General features: G+C 54.5%; 8 protein-coding genes. 3 read left to right on the plus strand and 5 right to left on the minus strand.

Annotation, left to right across the window (positions count from 1 at the left end; translation table 11 throughout):
- Positions 1–247: 247 nt before the first annotated feature.
- A complete protein-coding gene (locus CX650_RS09770; RefSeq protein ID WP_039034946.1) occupies positions 248–595 on the minus strand; it encodes a hypothetical protein in 348 nt (115 codons plus the stop codon).
- Between the two features lie 228 nt (positions 596–823).
- On the opposite strand from CX650_RS09770, the gene CX650_RS09775 reads away from it, so the two are divergent.
- The gene (locus tag CX650_RS09775) at positions 824–2,632 is read left to right on the plus strand and encodes a protein kinase domain-containing protein (protein ID WP_101095692.1); all 1,809 of its coding nucleotides are present in this window, start codon (positions 824–826) and stop codon (positions 2,630–2,632) included.
- Here CX650_RS09775 and CX650_RS09780 read toward each other — a convergent pair.
- From CX650_RS09780 to CX650_RS09795, 4 genes are all read right to left on the minus strand, one after another.
- Entirely contained in the window at positions 2,629–5,412 is a 2,784-nt protein-coding gene (locus CX650_RS09780) for a M16 family metallopeptidase (protein ID WP_101095693.1), read from the minus strand. The two genes, CX650_RS09775 and CX650_RS09780, sit on opposite strands and share 4 nt — an antisense overlap.
- 120 nt (positions 5,413–5,532) lie before the next feature.
- Positions 5,533–7,938, minus strand: a complete 2,406-nt coding sequence (locus tag CX650_RS09785) for a zinc-dependent metalloprotease (RefSeq protein ID WP_101095694.1) — start codon at positions 7,936–7,938, stop codon at positions 5,533–5,535.
- A 60-nt stretch (positions 7,939–7,998) separates the two neighbouring features.
- Entirely contained in the window at positions 7,999–11,691 is a 3,693-nt protein-coding gene (locus tag CX650_RS09790; RefSeq protein WP_039034942.1) for a response regulator, read from the minus strand.
- A gap of 134 nt (positions 11,692–11,825) precedes the next feature.
- Positions 11,826–13,220, minus strand: coding sequence for a PhoH family protein (locus CX650_RS09795; RefSeq protein ID WP_039033471.1), 1,395 nt, complete (start codon positions 13,218–13,220; stop codon positions 11,826–11,828).
- A gap of 344 nt (positions 13,221–13,564) precedes the next feature.
- On the opposite strand from CX650_RS09795, the gene rapA reads away from it, so the two are divergent.
- Together rapA and CX650_RS09805 are read left to right on the plus strand one after the other, a co-directional pair.
- Positions 13,565–16,471 (plus strand): RNA polymerase-associated protein RapA, encoded by a 2,907-nt coding sequence (gene rapA / locus CX650_RS09800; RefSeq protein ID WP_101095695.1) that lies wholly within the window; start codon positions 13,565–13,567, stop codon positions 16,469–16,471.
- Between the two features lie 227 nt (positions 16,472–16,698).
- Entirely contained in the window at positions 16,699–17,679 is a 981-nt protein-coding gene (locus CX650_RS09805) for a DUF3530 family protein (protein ID WP_101095696.1), read from the plus strand.
- The last annotated feature ends 57 nt before the right edge of the window (positions 17,680–17,736 follow it).

The following is a 17,736-nucleotide window of genomic DNA, read 5'->3' on the forward strand; positions in this document are numbered from 1 at the left end:
ATTTTGCCATATCTGTGGCTGCCATGGCGTATTTTAAACAGCGTTAGGATAATGTTTGTGCCATTAATGAATAAACCATATAAAAACATATGGTTATAACTAAGATGGATATGTAGCAGATTATTTGGAATTGATCCCAGATAAAGAATGGTATCGCGCAATTCCAATACCATTCCATCAGGAAGTTCGCTTAGCCCAATAATCCGGCATCACTGAGTGGCAAGTCAAACTTGGGGGTGGGGTGGTATCAGGCTAATCTGGCCAGGGTCTCCTGCACCTTGCGCAGCCAATTGCAGTTATCACACTGACATTTGCGCCGTGACAAATGATGCGGGCTCAGGCTGGAATCGACAAAGTCGACCGCTATCAATAACTGCTGCCTCAACTCTTCGAGTGATTTCTGCTCCAGATCCACCAGCTCATCATTCTGGTTCATCCAGATACATTCCATGCCCTGATGACAAAAATTACAGCGTTCATCCACTGGATTATAGAAACCCGCATGGGGACAATGACGCAATTCCATCGACTGTATCACCCTGGGGCGGGCATACTCGAACAATGCGATCAGCTCCTGCTTATCTGGCACTGACATAAGGCCTCCAAATCTCTTCTGCCACTGCGGCTTGTTGCAAACAGGTTACTCTGGGGAGGGCGCAATGAAATTGATATAGGTCAAAGTGCCGTCCAAAAGGATACGCTAGGAAGCCTTGTTCTGAGCTGGATCCCAGAGTCACAACTTGCCGCGGTTATCCCTTGCTGTTTTAATGAGCTTCTGCTTGTTGTTATTTTGTATCCTTGCCTCTGCCAATGGAGAAATCGCTTGCAAACACCTGAGCTGCAGCACTTTTATATTTCTGAAGAGCAATCTGTCTATCTGCTCAAGGCCGATGACGCTCGCAAGCACAGAGCCTGGATCCGCCTCTGCCGCCAGCAACTGATCAAGTTGGGCTATGATGACCCGCAACTGATAGGCAAAGGCGCCTATGGTTTTGTGTTCGCCGGACGAAACCGCCATGGCCAGGAACATGTGTTCAAGTTCTCCCGCATCACCCTGCCCCAACAGGTACAGGACAGACTGGAAGAAGAAGCCTTCATGCTGTCTCAGGTCAATCATCCCAATGTGCCACCACTGATAAAGTTCGACAGAGTTGGACGCCAGGGGATCCTGGTGATGGCCAGAGCTCAGGGCCAGGATCTGGATCAGCGCTGTCGTCGGCATGGAGCCTTACCTGTGGCGGAGATCATGAGCATTGCCAGGCAGTTGGCAGATCTGCTGCAATATCTGCGCAGCGGCAGACCCTTGGTTCATGGGGATATCAAACCTTCCAACCTGGTTTATGACCCAGAAGAAGACAAGTTGTCTTTGATTGACTGGGGCTCGGCGGTATTTGCCCAGCGCGATGCCGATAACCGCCCGGTCGGCGGCAATGTGATGGAGCTAATGTCGAGCGATCAACAGCATACCAACGCCCGCATGGGCGATGTTTATTTTATCGGCGATGAGCAACTCTCGGGGGCGCTTTCCAGCCCCAGATTTGATGAACAAGGGGTTGCCGCCACCCTCTATGCTCTGGCGTCCGGCCAGGCCAGCCGCTTCGGTTCCCAAGTGATCCCGCCCACCAGCATAGGTCTGCCGCTAGAACTGGCCAGGATCCTCGAAGGCATGTTGGGCTCAGATCCACTCACCCGTCTCAAGGCCGGCGACTACTTCCTGCGCAGCATGAGATACAGCCAGCATCTTTTACTGCCACCGTTGCCACAAGAGCTGAATGCCGAGATCCCCGTCTGGGTACAGAAACGGGCCCGGGACGTGGAAACAGTCAGCTACAGTTCGCGGAAATCGTTTCTGCGCAGCCATCATCCGGACGCCGATGCCGAGGCTATTCGCGCCGAAGATATTCAGCTGGAGAAGTACTACCGCAACTTCCTCGCCGGCATGGGAGACACAGAGAAGGGCTTTATCGCCGCCGTTGGCCGCCTGGGTCAGTATCCGATTGTGGGCGGTTTGGCGATTCATTGGCAGGAGACAGGCGTCTATATCGACTCCAACCTGGCCCTTTATGATGAAGAGCTCAGGCCGGCATTAATTCAAGCGGTCAACAACATGGTGACTCTGGCCCGGGGAATTCATCGCATAGGTATCTTCAAGGCCTGTTTCTTCAACGCCAAAGATACCCTGCACCTGGAGCGAAGCGGCCCTTCAGAGCCGTTCAAGGCCAAGGCAGATCAGCTGCTGCCCTTTGAGGTGGGCGATGTACCGACCCTCGAGGATCAATCCCGGCTACACTCCTATTTTGAAGATGGCCGGGATCCGGATGAAAACCTCGAGCTGCCTGCGGAAATCATGACAGAGCTGGGCTGGCTCAACCAGATACACCACACAGGCTGCATCATCTTCGAAGCCCTGCCAACCCATATGAAGATCCACAGTTACCTTAGACTACTCAACCCGAGAAAACAGGCGCAATTTCGCGCCTGTCTGGATAGGATCCTCAGTCATGTGGACAAGATCCAAGGTCAAGGGGTCTCGGGGTTTATGAAGCTGCCCTATAAAAATACCCGCAGGTTCGAACACCTGCAGCGCAAGCCGGAGCGCTTCTATCCGAGAAACCCCAAGAGCGGAGGTTAGCCGCCGTAAGTTGTGGTCACACTCAAGCGGCGATCATTCTGAAGATACTCTCGAGCCACGGCTTCCAGGGCTTCACTATCCAGTTGCCCCAGCATTTGCCTGCGCTGATGCCAACTCTGCCAACGGCCCGGTCGGCTCTGAGCCGTTGCCGCCAGATCCAACCAGAAACCGTTGCTTGCTTTAGTACTATCCGCCCACTGCAACAATGGCTGGCGCGCCCGCTCCAGTAGATCGCTATCTATGCCGCCTTGAGCCTTGACTCTGGCCACGACTGCAGCAAAGCCCTGTTCGGCCTCCTTCAGCTTGGCTGCATCTGTGACAGTAAACAGCCCCAGATAACCGTAACCTGTTGGATGCCAATCGACATCACTGAAGGTATAAGGCGAATATCCGGCGCCGGCTTTTTCCCTGACTTCTTCATTCAACAAAATGCCCATCACCTGTTCGAGTAACATCAGTTCGCTGTGACGCCGAACATCCTGCATGTCGGTGGTCGGCCACAGCCAGGCCAATGCCGCCGAGTTCTCGGCGCCCCGATGGAAAATCTGTCTCTGAGCCGGCACCTTGGGGAATACCGGCCGCTCGAAGACCGACTCCTTGGTCGGGTGCCGCTTGATGGCACCGAATGTCTCGGCAACCGCTTTTATTCCCTGAGCCTCATCAAAATCACCTACCAGCGCGATTTCCAGCATTCCCTTATCCAGCGCCGATGCCAATACCTTGGCTATTTCAGAAAAGTCCCGCTGTAATACCTGTTCTTCCCGGCCGTAACCATATCGGGGATCGCCGGGGTGCAGGAGTCCACTCAGACCATCCCAGAAAGCGCTATTAGGATTGGCGTTGCGGCTCTGACTTTCAGCCTTAACTTGCTGCCGAAAGAGGTTGATGGCTTCTTGGCGCCAGCCCGGGGCGGTTAAAAAGGCAGCCTGTAACCCCAGCTGAGTTTTGAGTTCAGCGGCGTTGGTATTGGTCACGCCGCCAAAGCCTTCAATACTGACGCCAATATTTGCCGAGATGTTCTGCCCGGCAAAGATATCCCCCAGCTGTTGCCAGGAGTGCTGCTCCAGCCCACCGTAAACAAAGGCTTGATTGAACAGGGTACCCAAACCTTCTTGGCGCGGAAATGGCAAATCACCGAATCCCAATGACAAGCTGATAGCCACATTGTCCTGTTCAAATTCGGTAGGCTTGAGGTTAAGCAGAGTGCCATTGGCAAAACGCAACTGGCGTATTCCGGTATCGGGATCCCGTTTATCGGCCACTATCTTCCCGGGTTCACCAAAGCTTTGATAAGCAAACTCGCTGGCTTGTTTAGCCTTATAGGGAGTAACCGGCTGCAGCTGACTCTGCTCATATGCCGCCAAGAGTTGTGTTTCTACCGCGGTTGGCGCCTTGGCAGCGGAAAGATAGATACCGGGTTGTCCCTGCCAGAGTTCGGCCAGTGTCTGTTGGATAAGCGCCGGGGTAATTTGCGGCGCCAAGGCCTCAAAAATAGCCAGCTCATCTGCTGGTTCTATCAGTATCATGGCTTTGGCATCCATTGATACCAAAGCCTCCGCCATATTCAGGCTGTGAATGGTGTTACTGCCGGCCAGAGTGAGTTGATATTGCCTATGCTGACGCCTGAGCGCCTGCTGCAACTCTTCGTTGCTGAAGCCATATTGCAGGGTCTGACGTATGGTCTGCTCCAACAGAGCCACAGCTTGCGGCCAGTTGTCTTCCTGGGTCTCCAGAGCCAATTCCACCCTTACCGCTGTGCCAAACTCTTCACCTAACTCAACAGAAGCATGGCTCATACCTTCCTCGGCAAACAGGTGTGGCAGCAACCTCTGATAAAGCATACTCCCCAGCAGCGACTCAAGCATCTGCTGTTGACGCTTTTCAATACTGTCAGGCTTTGGTGTTCTGGGCGTCAGCACCCCAAGAGAGACTTGAGTCGGCAAACTGGGGTCGAAGAAAGTGTCTGCCTGAGGCTGCTTTCTGACTACAGGCGGAGAAAGCTTCACCTGTGCCGGGGCAACCGCCTGAGGGTGCGGCTTCCAATCGGCGAACAACTGCTTGATTTGGGCTTCAGTACGGACAATGTCCAGGTCGCCTACCAGGATCAGCGTTGTCCGCTCCGGGGTATAGAAACGTTGGTACAAAGATCGCAACTTGGCGACATCTGCCGCCTTGATGATATCTGCTTCGCCAATAGGGAAACGCTTTGATAGTAGGTTGGAGGGATACCAGAAACGCAGTTGGTTACGATAATTTTCAAGCTCAGCCGACTGACGTTCTTTAAGCTCGGCCAGCACCACGGCTTTTTCCTGTTCAAGCGCCTTGGGATCCAGAGTGAGCCTGTCGGCAATTTCCCGCATCAACATCAGCCCGGTATCCAGCTTTAGCTCATTCCCTTGAGTGATGTTGAACTTATAGACTGTCTCGGTAAAGTCAGTCACGGCATTGGTATCGGCCCCAAAACTCAAACCAAGACGCTGCAACCTTGGGATCATATCCCCTTCCGGGATAGCGACGGAGCCTTTAAATGCCATATGCTCCAGCAGGTGCATTAGCCCCTGCTCATTTTCCGCCTCATTCAGTGAGCCGGAAGCGATCCGCATCCGCATCACTATGGCATTCGCCGGAGTCTTGTTATCCACCAATTGATATTTAAGACCGTTATCCAGTTGGCCCTGGTGTACGCGGGGGCTAAGGCTTAGCCCATCGGCCTTGGCAATGAAACAGAGCAGCAGCAATAAGCTGCCAAGCCAGACTCTGAGAAACAGAATTTTTGGCATAACCAATTCCCTAAAAAAACAGAGGCTCGGTGCAAAATGGGCCCGAACCTCTGGAACATGAAAGATGCCAATATAAGGTAATAAAATAATTATGTCACATAATCAATACCTTACGACGTACTAAATCGGCGAGCCCGGTGGCATTTCCGCAGGTTTATTGATCGCTCTAACCCCGGCTTGTTTCAGTGCCTGCTCAAGCACAGCTTGCAGTTGTCCATAGTGGGCCGCCTTGTAACCTGAACTTCTTTTTTCCTTTCTGGGCAACTGCTTAAGCAGATAATCCAGCTTCATTCTCAATATGGCTTTAACTTCCGGACTACTGGCGTCACTCTCGAAACTCTGCAACATGCCATCCAAAACCACAGCATTGACCCGCATCGCAATACTGGTCTGATCTCCCGAAGGCAGAGATTTCAGCAGTGTCTTAGCCAGCAATCTATCCAGCAAATCCTCTACCGACAGCTGCTCTGTGTCCCTGGTAAAGGCCTGATCCACTCGGTTGAGCCGCTCAGGGTTCAACAGCGTCGACACTGTATGGCGACTGAGCACTTCTGCCATGCTCAGCTGATCCACGGCAACCCCAAGAGATGAGGCAAAACTCTCGCGGCTGCGGTAATAGTTACCGGCCTTGGGCACCAGTTGCTCCAGAAGCTCAGTTGGCAGATACAGTTCTCTGGGATCCAGAGTCGCCAGCACAGTCTCCAATGCCCGCTTCTGCAATTCCGGCGCAATATAATGCCAACTACCGCTATTGGCATCTGCCAGGTAATTGTAATCAATACCGCCAACAAACTTAGCTGCGGCGCTGATCTGATAACGATTCAACAGATAGATGGGCACAAGGGCATCACTGAGTTCGCCCAAGGGTTGCTCCGGCAACAGCGCCTTGGCGGAGAATGTCTCAAGCGCCTGGCGCCTGACCAGCTGCATTCTGGCCAACTCCTTGACCGGATCCTCGCCTCTGTCCCAAAGACTGGCATAAGCATGGGCGGCTGAAGCCGCTCGCGAGTCACCCTCGCCTATGTATCTCAGCCCCTGTTGCTGCACCTCTTTGAGCAGCGATTTGAGCGCGGTCTGGGTTTGGGGCTCATCACCAAAGTCACCATAACCGTACTTGATGGCAAACTTATCCCAGGCGCCCAAGCCTTCGGCGTAAGGCTGGCTGATGTCCACCCGTTTGCCGTCGAGGCGTACATAGGGATGGGGGTAATCCATCACAGAGGCGTTGTTATTGGTGGAGGCGGCAAAGTTATGATCCAGCCCCAGGGTGTGACCGATTTCATGAGCCGATAACTGGCGAATACGCGCCAGAGATAAGGCCATGGCGGCTGCATCGGCCGCTTGTCTGTCTTCCCACCCGGCAGTGAGACCACGGGCAATCAGGTGATCCTGGCGCACCCGCAGACTCCCCAGAGTGACCTGGCCCTTGATGATTTCACCGCTGCGGGGATCTGTCACCGCCGCGCCGTAGGACCAGCCACGACTGGCCCTGTGTACCCACTGGATCACGTTGTAGCGCACATCCTGAGGGTCGGCACCTTCCGGCAATAGCTCCAACTTGAAACCATTTATAAACCCCGCCTCATTAAAAGCCTGCTCCCACCAGCGACCGCCTTCGAGCAAGGCACCACGAATCGGCTCTGGTACACCGGGATCCAGATAATAGGTAATGGGTTCAACCACTTCGCTTGGCTCGGGGCCGGGATTGACCTTCTGCAGCCGGTGGCGCAGCAAGAAGCGCTGGTTGATATCCTGATCTATGGCGGTGGCATAATCCTTGTACTCATCAGACAGATAACCACTCATGGGATGATAACGGCGCGCCTGATAACCCGGCTCGGGCAAGGCGATAAAGGAGTAGCGTAGTCTCAGAGACAGTGCCTGACCATCCGGAGTCACCTCGGCGACTCTGGCGCCGGCCTTATCACTGGCAAAGGTCAGCTGCACATCCACATCCGAATTACGCTCGAACGACTTGACCGAGGTTGGCAACACCACTGAGCGGCTGGTGTCCAGACGATAATGCCCTTGGCCCCTGGCCGCCAACTGTTGGCTGATGCCGTGCAGGTCCTGCAACATCAAGTCATTGACCGGCACCAGCAGACGTTTTCCCGGCAGGAGTTTGCCGCGCCAGAGCACAGATTCGGCAAAAGCTTCATGCACGGCTCTTTGCTCGGCTTGGTCATCGGTATCGGCGCGAAAACGGGTGTTGAGCTGTTTGAGCAGAATATAGGGCCCCTGGCGTTCAAATTGCACCATGCGGGTATATCCCAGTTGCCCCCGGTCGAGCCCTATGTCGTTAGAGCCAACGCCGTGGGGCAAGCTGGAGAGCAGCAACATAGGCTGGTTGAGTCTGCTCGGTTCCAGATACAGCTGCCCGGCCTTGGCATCATAAAAGAGATTGATAAAACCTTCGGCCTGAGTGCTTTCGCTGATGACGTCGGCGGCCTCCCTCTCCTGTGCCGCCTGCGCCAATCCGGGTACCGCGATCAGCGCCAACAACAAGGTCCAACTTTGAGGTTTCATCCCATCTCCTGATTGTTATCTGTAAGTTGCCATTCAAGTTAAGGGATCGGCCGGTTTATCTCAAGTCCTGCCCACCCATTCACTCAAGGTATCAAAGAGTTCATTGAGCATAATGGGCTTGGTGATATGAGCGTTCATTCCCGCCGCCAGACTCTTCTCACGATCGCCAGACATGGCATGGGCCGTCATGGCGATAATCGGCAGCGTCTCCCTGTCGTATTTTTTGCGCAATTCCCGGGTCGCCGTCAGACCATCCATCACAGGCATCTGAATATCCATCAATACCGCGTCATATTGACGCTGCTCCACCATCTCAAGGGCAATCTGGCCATTGTCGGCCAAATCTACCTCATAGCCGGCGCTGCGCAGCAGTTCGGAGGCTACCTGCTGGTTAATCAGATTATCTTCCACCAGCAGCACCAAGCCTTTGTGACCACCACTCTGATTGTCAGTAATTTCAGCCACAGTCGCCGGGTGAGGTTTCTCGGCAAAGGCTGAGATTATCTCATCAAACAGAGTCGAGGCCTTGAAGGGTTTTTGCAACAGCGCAAACACATTGGCATCTTCCACTTCCTGGGCCAATGGACCGGCGGCATAGGCCGTCATCATAATCACCACGGGGCGCTTGCTTATTCTGCCATCGGCCACCATTTCATCCAGGGTACGGATCACCTCGCGGCCATCCATTTCCGGCATCATCCAGTCGATTAGCAGTAGGTCGGTTTCCTGTTTTTCCAGCTTATAAAGGGCTTCGGCACCGCTGGCAGCCGTGTCCACCTCGAAGTGGAAGTCGCGCATCAGGGTCGAATATATCTGTAGCGCCGTGGGGTTATCGTCCACCACCAGCGCCCGCAGGCTGTTGAGCTGTTCCGGCATCACCAGAGGTTCAATCTTGGCCTCTTCGGCGATCTCAAAGCTAATGGTAAAGCTGAATACACTGCCGACACCCGGCTCACTCTGCACCTGCATCTTGCCGCCCATCATGGACACCAGATGCTTACTGATGGACAAGCCAAGGCCTGTGCCGCCATATTTACGGGTGGTGGAGCCATCTGCCTGGGCAAAGGCATCAAACAGTATCTCCTGCTGCTCCTTGCTGATCCCTATGCCAGTGTCCCGAACCCAGAATTTGAGGGTGATGCGATGATCGCGTTCGCCGACATCTTCACAACCGAGTTCAATCTCCCCTTCGGAGGTAAACTTAACCGCATTGGACAGCAGATTCACCAGCACCTGACCAAGACGCAAAGGATCGCCCTTGAGCATAAGCCCGGCGGTCACAGGGGCATACAGCAACAGCTCGACTCCTTTCTCCTGCGCCTTGAGCGAGTTGATATCCAGGGCGTGCTCCAACACCTTATCCAACGGGAAGGAGACCCGCTCCAGCTCCAGCTTTCCGGCTTCAATCTTTGAGAAGTCGAGAATGTCATTGATGATCCGCAGCAATGATTGGGCCGAGAAACCGGCCTTCTCCAGATAATCTTTCTGCTGCGCCGTCAGGTTGGTGCGCTGCGCCAGTTGCAGCATACCTATGATGGCATTCATCGGCGTGCGGATCTCATGACTCATATTGGCCAGGAATTCACTCTTGTAAAGATTGGCCAGTTCGGCATCTTTCTTGGCCTCCAGCAAGGCCACTTCGTTGCTCTTGCTGCGGGTAATGTCCTTGTGGGTACCCAGCATACGCCTGGGCTCATTGTTGGTGGTAAATTCCACCACCCGACCACGGGACAGCACCCAGTGATACTGACCACTCTTGCCGCGCATTCGGAACTCTATCTCATAGGCGCCTATGGGATCGGCCAGATACTGCTCGCGATACTCTTCAACCCGGATCCTGTCGTCCGGATGGATCAGCTCGTCTATGGTCGACAGCAACGCCGGAAACTCATTGGTCTTGTAGCCCAGCATGGTGTAGTAGGCAGGATTGCAGATGATCTGCTCCGAATCCAGATACCAGTCCCACAGGCCATCTTCCACCGCGTCCATCGCCAGGTGATAACGTTCTTCCGACAATCGCAACTGCTCGGCTGCTTCATATTCGCGGGTCACATCACGCCAAACTGCAATCAAGCCCAGCATCTCACCGCGGCGGTTATAAAACGGCAGCTTGAGGGTATCGAGCAGCACGGGCTTGCCCGCCAGTTCAACCTTTTCCTGATAGCGCAGTGGCGCCCTGTCCTTGAGTACCTGTTCATCCTCGGCGCGAATTCTGGCGGCCTGCTCCGGGGTGGTCAAAGTGTCTGAATTCAGGCCGATCATCTCGGCCTCGGTATAGCCAAGTACCCGCTCGGCCGACTTGTTGCAGCCGAGGTACTTACCTTCTTTATCTTTGAAGACAATGGCTTCAGGAATGGAGTCCAGCAAAGAGCGCAGCAGGGCGTATTCCCGCTCCCGCTTTTCTGTGGTTTCCTTCAGCCGTTCGGTGCGCCGGGCCACCAGTTTATCCAGACGCTTGTTCTGCTCTGCCAGGTGACGGGTATATTGCTGGTTTTCTTCAAAAATGCGGCTGACCAACTGGAACCAGGGCTCCCAGCCCTGGGTAATCTTCGCCGGCGGCCGGATCGGCTCACGGGAACAGTCTTCCAGGTGTGACAGTAGGCGCGAGGCCGGACTGACGAAAGAGCGGCGAGTCTGCCAGTGCACTATGGTCACCAGTACGGACAGCGCCAGTACCACCAAAATAAAGCTCAGCTGCAGCTTCTCAAACGAGTCCAGAAACAGATCATCGACATCCTGCAGATAAAGCAGGCGCCAGGGGGCGTTGTGCAGCGCCACCGAGTGGATGTAATAGCCATTGCGGATCATCCCTTCATGGGCATCGAACAGTTCAGACTCAGGCAGAGAATGCAGCTCGGATGGGATCCGCTGACTGATGTGGTAGACCCGGTTGATGCTGGAGGTATCAAAATCGCTGTGGGAGAGAATATTATTGCCCTGATCCAGCAAAATCACAGTGCCCGGCATCTTGAAATAGAGACGTATCTGTTTGGCGAGCGATGCCAGTGTCATATCCAGATTGATAGAACCGATAAACTCATCTTCGAGATAGATGGGCACCCCAAGGGTAGTCAACAGACCATTGCCGGCCGAGTCCACATAGGCCTCACTCCAGAACACACTGCGCTGGGGGTTCATCGCCGGTGTCGCCAGTTGAAACTGTTTCTTGTTCAGCAGTTCATCGCGAAAACGCTGCTCATCCGAAGGCCAGGGGTAGTAAGACATCATCCGCCGCTTGGACAGATAATAGATGGCCGAAGCCTTGGGCGCGGCCTCCTTGGCGACCGGGAACGACAACGACAGCTCAAACAGCATCTCCAGTTCCTGATAGAACTTGTCGCTACGGCCATCGAGACTACCCGAGCCGGTTATCCGCCCCATGTTGGTGAAGGGTTCGCCACTCCTGGCGTAATTGGGCTCCAGGGTAAAAAACTGACCACTTTCGTTAAATTTTTCGTACTGGGGCAGCCTGTCCTTGCGTACCTGTTCGGCCAGGCGCAAGTGGTCCACTGCCACATTACGCAGGCTCTTGACCGCACGGATACTGGATTCCAGCAACAGGTCAATCTGCATCACATGGCGGTCGACCTGTTCTTCCCTGAGCTCCATCTGTTGGGTCTTCTGGCGCTCAAAAAACACCCAAGCCGTGAGCAACGCCAGTACAATCACCCCCATATAGGTGTAAAACACTGCACGGTTGTAATTTTTCTGGATCGGAGATTTCAGCTGCAGATCCGGCTCACTCAATTTCATCCATTACCCTTGCATCACGGCCCATCCCCAAGCGGTGGGGAAGAAAGATATCATATACTTAATTTGGCTGCATATGCAGTACCCCGCACAAAGCAAAGGCCCCGATATGGGGCCTTTTTCAGTAGCCGGGTTTATCAGAGCTGCTCTTCGGCAAATTCCGCCAACCGTGAGCGCACAACACCGTTGAGATAAATGTTGGCACTGCCTTCAAAATTTTTAAAGCGTTCAACCATATAGGTTAAACCCGAGGTAACGGCGGTTAGATAGTTGGAGTCTATCTGCGCCAGGTTGCCACAGCAGATAAGCTTGGTACCTTCTCCCATACGGGTGATCATGGTTTTCAGCTGTGAGGCGGTCAGGTTTTGACACTCATCCAGCAATACCACTGAGTTCTGAATCGATCGCCCACGCATGAAGTTGATCGATTTAAATTGGATATTGGCCTTTTCCATTATGTAGTTAAGTGAACCGCTGGGGTTAACATCATGCTTGTGTAACACCTCCAGAGTATCGGTAATTGCCGCCAGCCAGGGCGCCATTTTCTCCTCTTCCGTGCCCGGCAGGAAGCCTATCGACTCGGCAATTTCCGGGGTATTACGGGTGACTATCACCTTGTCGTAGAGATTACGCTCCACCACCAGCTCCAGTGCCGCCGCCATCGCCAGCAAGGTCTTACCGCACCCTGCGGGGCCAGTGAGAATAACCAGATCGATATCAGGATCCATCAAGGCCTGCAGCGCCATGCCCTGATAGATGTTCTTCGGCCTCACGCCCCAGGCCTCCATATTCATCAGGCGATCGCGACCGAGATCCAGCACATTGAGACTGGTTTCACTGCGGCCGACCACCCGGCCACAAAACTCGGACTCATCGTCCAGTAGATATTGGTTGATATAAAAGAGATCGTCACCCAGGTCCTTGAGCGGCACATCATGCACAGTATGACGACCATGACGCTCGGTGGCCACCTTGTGCAAATGCTCCCAGAAGTTACCTTCAAATTGATGAAAACCCTTGGACAGAAAACGTATGTCATCGATCAGTTGATCGGTGCGGTAGTCCTCTACCAGGAGTATCCCGGCGCCCTTGGCCTTGAGACGCATATTAATGTCTTTGGTGACCAGCACCACGGTACGGGGCTCGTATTGATTTTGTAGATGCAGGGCTGTGTTGATAATGCGGTTGTCGTTGTTGTCGCCGGGCAGCGAGCCTATGGTGAATTCAATCTGATGGTCGGGGAAGATAGCCAGAGTACCTGTGGCATCTGTATGCCCTTCGCGGCTTGGAAGGGGAACCCCTTTGATTATCTGTTCCGGAGTGGTCTTGCCGCCGAGAATATCTTCCAGCGCCCGAATGGCGACCCTGGCATCGCGGCTGACATCCCGCTTTCTGTCTTTTATCTGGTCCAATTCCTCCAGTACCGTCATTGGGACCACAACATCATGTTCTTTAAAGGAGTATATCGCTAAGGGTTCATGTAATAACACATTGGTATCAAGTACAAACAACTTTCTGTCGTCTTGTTCCATGGCGCCTCCATTTGCGTCAATGAGCTAGTCACAGCTTTGTTGTCATGGGCCAGCGCAGGCCTGGGTTGGGGTATATGGCACTCCTGTTTCTAACTGATTACGGGCAGGTTTCACCACTGTGACATGGCTTAAACTAATACTGGCACCTTTAGCAACGGATGACAAATACCCTTTGCAGTCTCTTTAATGGTCACTGCGCGGTATCCGTTTTTGAGTGTAGGATGCTAAAGATGACGATTGGATGACAAGCGGACGAAAAGGCCCGCAGGGCAGGATTGGTATTATACTCGGATTGGTATAACATACGCGCCCTTTGTGAATCCGCCCGGAGATGAGAGTTAAAGATGCCCTTCGCCTTAGGTCAACGCTGGATCAGTGATACCGAATCAGAGCTTGGTTTGGGTACAGTAGTACAACTGGAAGGCCGCATGGTCTCACTGCTGTTCCCCGCCACCGGAGAGAACCGCATGTTCTCCCGCAACGACGCCCCGTTAACCCGGGTGATTTATAACCCAGGTGATCAGGTCAAGAGCCATGAAGACTGGACACTGACCATCAACTCTTTGGATGAAAAAGACGGGTTGGTGATCTACAGCGGCATTCACAGTGAAACCGGTGAAGAAGTGCAGCTCCGGGAAACTCTGCTGGATCACAATATTCGTTTCAACAAGCCGCAGGACAGACTCTTTGCCGGCCAGATAGACAGACTGGACAGATTCGGGGTGCGCTACGCCGCCCAGCAACTGCGCCACAATCTGGCCACCTCAGATCTGCTGGGGCTGCAGGGTCCCAGAGTTGGCCTTATTCCGCATCAGCTGTGGATTGCCCATGAAGTCGGGCGCCGCTACGCGCCACGGGTACTGCTGGCCGATGAAGTGGGCCTGGGCAAGACCATAGAAGCTGGTCTCATCATTCACCAGCAATTGATGACAGGCCGCGCCGAGCGGGTACTTGTGATAGTTCCCGATACCCTGCGCCACCAATGGCTGGTGGAGATGCTGCGCCGCTTTAACCTGCGGTTTGCCGTATTCGATGAAGACCGCTGCATCGAGGCTTTTGCCGACCACGACAACCCCTTCTACACAGAACAGTTGGTGATCTGCTCGCTGGAATTGCTGCGCAAGAAGCGCCGTCTCGATCAGGCGCTGGATGCCGACTGGGATCTTATGGTGGTCGACGAGGCCCATCACCTGGAGTGGACCGAAGAAGCTCCGAGCCGCGCCTATCAGGTGGTAGAAGCTCTGGCAGAAGTGGTGCCCGGCGTACTGCTGCTGACCGCGACCCCGGATCAACTGGGCCATGAGAGCCACTTTGCCCGACTGCGACTGCTTGATCCGGACCGTTTCTACGACTATCAAGCCTTTATCAAAGAGGAACAAGGCTACAAAGAGGTGGCCCTGGCCGCCGAGGCGCTGGCCAGTGGCAACAAGCTGCCCGACAATGCCATCAACAGCCTGACCGAGCTCTTGTCGGAAAAGGATATCGCCCCCGCTATTCGCCTGATCCAGGCTGACGGCGTCGATGCCGAGCAGCAGCAAGCCGCCCGTGACGAACTGCTGCAGGAGCTGCTCGACAGACACGGTACGGGTCGGGTGCTGTACCGTAATAGCCGCGCCTCGGTCAAAGGTTTCCCGAAACGCATTTTCAACGCCTATCCACAGGCCATGCCGGAACAGTACCTCACTGCGGCCCGAGTCAGTGCCATGATGAATGGTCACCGCACCTTGGAAATGAAGGCCGCCTACGCGCTGGCGCCGGAAAAAATGTATCAGGAGTTTGATGAAAACTCCGCCGCCTGGTGGAAGTTCGACCCCAGAGTCGACTGGCTCATCGATTTCCTCAAGCAAAACCGCAGCAAGAAAGTGCTGATTATCGCCAGTCAGGCCGCCACCGCGCTGAGTCTGGAAGAAGCGCTGCGTACCCGTGAAGGGATCCTCGCCACTGTGTTCCATGAGGGCATGTCCATCATAGAGCGTGACAAGGCCGGTGCCTTCTTCGCTCAGGAAGAGGGTGGTGCCCAAGCGCTGATCTGCTCGGAAATCGGCTCCGAAGGGCGTAACTTCCAGTTCGCCAGCCAGCTGGTGCTGTTCGATCTGCCGCTGAACCCGGATCTACTGGAGCAGCGCATAGGTCGCCTGGATCGCATAGGTCAGAACCATGATGTAGAGATCCACCTGCCCTTCCTCACCGACACAGCGCAGGAGCGTCTGTTGGCCTGGTACCACGAGGGCCTCAACGCCTTCGAACTCACCTGCCCCGGCGGCCATATTCTGTTCAAGGAGTTTGGCGCCCGGTTGTTGCCACTGCTGGTGGAAGAAAACGAAGAAGAGATGACCAAGCTGCTGCGCGACACCCGCAGCCGCTATAAAGAGCTCAAGCAGGCGATGGAGCAGGGCCGCGATAAGCTGCTGGAACTCAACTCCCAGGGTGGCGACAGGTCATTGGCCCTGGCCGAGAGACTGGCGCAGATGGATAACGACACCCAGCTTATCGGCTCAGTGATCCGTCTGTGGGACATCATAGGTCTGGATCAGGACGACAGAGGCGAAAACACCATAGTGCTGCGCCCGAGTGAGCACATGATGTTTCCCACTTACCCCGGTCTGCCGGAAGATGGCATTACCGTGACTTTCGACCGGGAAACCGCCCTGTCCCGCGACGATATCGCCCTGATAACCCAGGAACATCCTCTGGTGCAAACCGGTCTGGATCTGATCACAGGTTCAGAGACTGGCACCACAAGTGTTGCCATCCTCAAGAACAAGGCGTTGCCGGCAGGTACCGTATTCCTGGAGCTTATCTACCTGGCACAGGCCTCGGCACCCAAGTCCAGCCAGCTGTATCGCTATCTGCCGCCGACACCGCTACGCATTCTGTTGGATAAAGACGGCAACAATCTGTCTGACAAGGTGAGTTACGAGCATTTTGACCGCCAGCTCAGTGCGGTTAACCGCCATATCGCCAGCAAGCTGGTCAATGCCTCGCAGGCGATACTGCATCCTTTGCTGGCCAAGGGCGAAACCCACGCTATGGAAGCCATGTCCAACCTGCAGGCCGAAGCCCAGCAGCAGATGGAGCGTCAATTGGGCGCCGAGCTGCAACGTCTGGAAGCCCTCAAGGCGGTGAACCCCAATATCCGCGATGCTGAGCTTGAGTATCTGCAAAATCAGATAACCGAACTGCGTGGCTATTTGGAACAATGCCAGCTGCAGCTCGATGCCGTGCGCCTGGTGCTGGTCAGCCACGCCTGATAATCCACTCAAGTATTATCCCCCAAGACCCGCTGCCGGCGGGTCTTGCTTTTTATGCTTAAGTTCAGCAACCCTGATGCACCACGCCTTTAAGCTTTGGATCGGCACCCAAACTTTTTTAGACAACGGCTACTAGAGCACAAATTTGCAGCTTATAATTTTGGCATTGAGCCAATAAAGGCTGCAGAATCATGCTATTCCAACCAAAGCAAGTTTAAGGAGTTCCCTTGGCGCTGATACCCAGAACTATGGCTATACTGTGCTTTTTGCCTTTGGTGGCACTGGCAACCGACGAGCCAGTCAACAAAGACATGGTCAACCAGGCGCAGGCTCAACCAGAGCCAGCGAGTCAAACGCCTGAAACAGCTTCCATGAAGCCCAGAGACAATCGCCGGGCGTTGGAACATGTCGCCGCCTCAGAACTGCAACAGATCCAAGTGGATGGCGAGGAACAAGCCGTTCTGGTGCGACCCTGGAGTGGCCCGAAACAATTGGGCGCAGCGCTGTTACTGCCGCCACCCGGCACCCACGCCGATGCCCCCGGACTCAACGCCTTCTTGCGCCGCAGCATCAATCCCGCAGGCTGGGCCAGTATCAGCATGACACCACCGCCCTTTCCGGAGCAGCCCAACTTCACCACAGAGGCGCAGGAAATAAGCAAGGCCGGCGATGGCAAAATGCCGGGAAAACGCAACCAGGCAACGAGCCGCCGAGAGGCGGAGGAATGGCAGAAACTCAGGAAACAGCAACAGAGCTTTATCCAACAGAGTCTGGCGCAATTGGACACCTTGGGAGCCCCCTTTCCAGGCAAGCGCTTACTGATAGCCCAGGATCAGTGCGCCGCCTTGGTAATTGAGTTATTGGCGGCGCAGGAGTTGGCCAAACCGGACTTACTGGTGGTGATCAATCCCTACCTCGATGATCCCTATGCCAATTTAGCCCTGCCAAAGCAGCTGGCCGAACTGGGTCTGGCGGTACTCGATATCCAATCCCCCGACGGTCACCAGGCCTCGCAGGCGACGGTAAAAAGTCGTAAATCGCTGGCAATGAGCCAGCCGGAAAATCAATACCGGCAGCGGTTACTGGCGCTGGATCTGCGCCAGGATGTTGCCTTTGAAAACACCTTGCTGATGATAGATGGCATGGCCAGAAAGGTGCTGAAACAAGCGCCGCCAAACGAAAAAACAGCCACTGAAGCCCATCAGTGACCGCCTAATACAGAAGTTACTGCCAAAACCGGCCGGCAGACCAAGCTTTCCGTAGAG

This window comes from Shewanella indica (assembly GCF_002836975.1).
In the GTDB taxonomy this organism is placed as follows: domain Bacteria; phylum Pseudomonadota; class Gammaproteobacteria; order Enterobacterales; family Shewanellaceae; genus Shewanella; species Shewanella indica.

Excerpts from the sequence above, each read along its gene's own strand:
- CX650_RS09795 (WP_039033471.1), bottom strand. The coding sequence starts at position 13,220 with ATGGAACAAGACGACAGAAAGTTGTTTGTACTTGATACCAATGTGTTA.
- rapA (WP_101095695.1), top strand. The coding sequence starts at position 13,565 with ATGCCCTTCGCCTTAGGTCAACGCTGGATCAGTGATACCGAATCAGAG.
- CX650_RS09785 (WP_101095694.1), bottom strand. The coding sequence starts at position 7,938 with ATGAAACCTCAAAGTTGGACCTTGTTGTTGGCGCTGATCGCGGTACCC.
- CX650_RS09790 (WP_039034942.1), bottom strand. The coding sequence starts at position 11,691 with ATGAAATTGAGTGAGCCGGATCTGCAGCTGAAATCTCCGATCCAGAAA.
- CX650_RS09780 (WP_101095693.1), bottom strand. The coding sequence starts at position 5,412 with ATGCCAAAAATTCTGTTTCTCAGAGTCTGGCTTGGCAGCTTATTGCTG.
- CX650_RS09770 (WP_039034946.1), bottom strand. The coding sequence starts at position 595 with ATGTCAGTGCCAGATAAGCAGGAGCTGATCGCATTGTTCGAGTATGCC.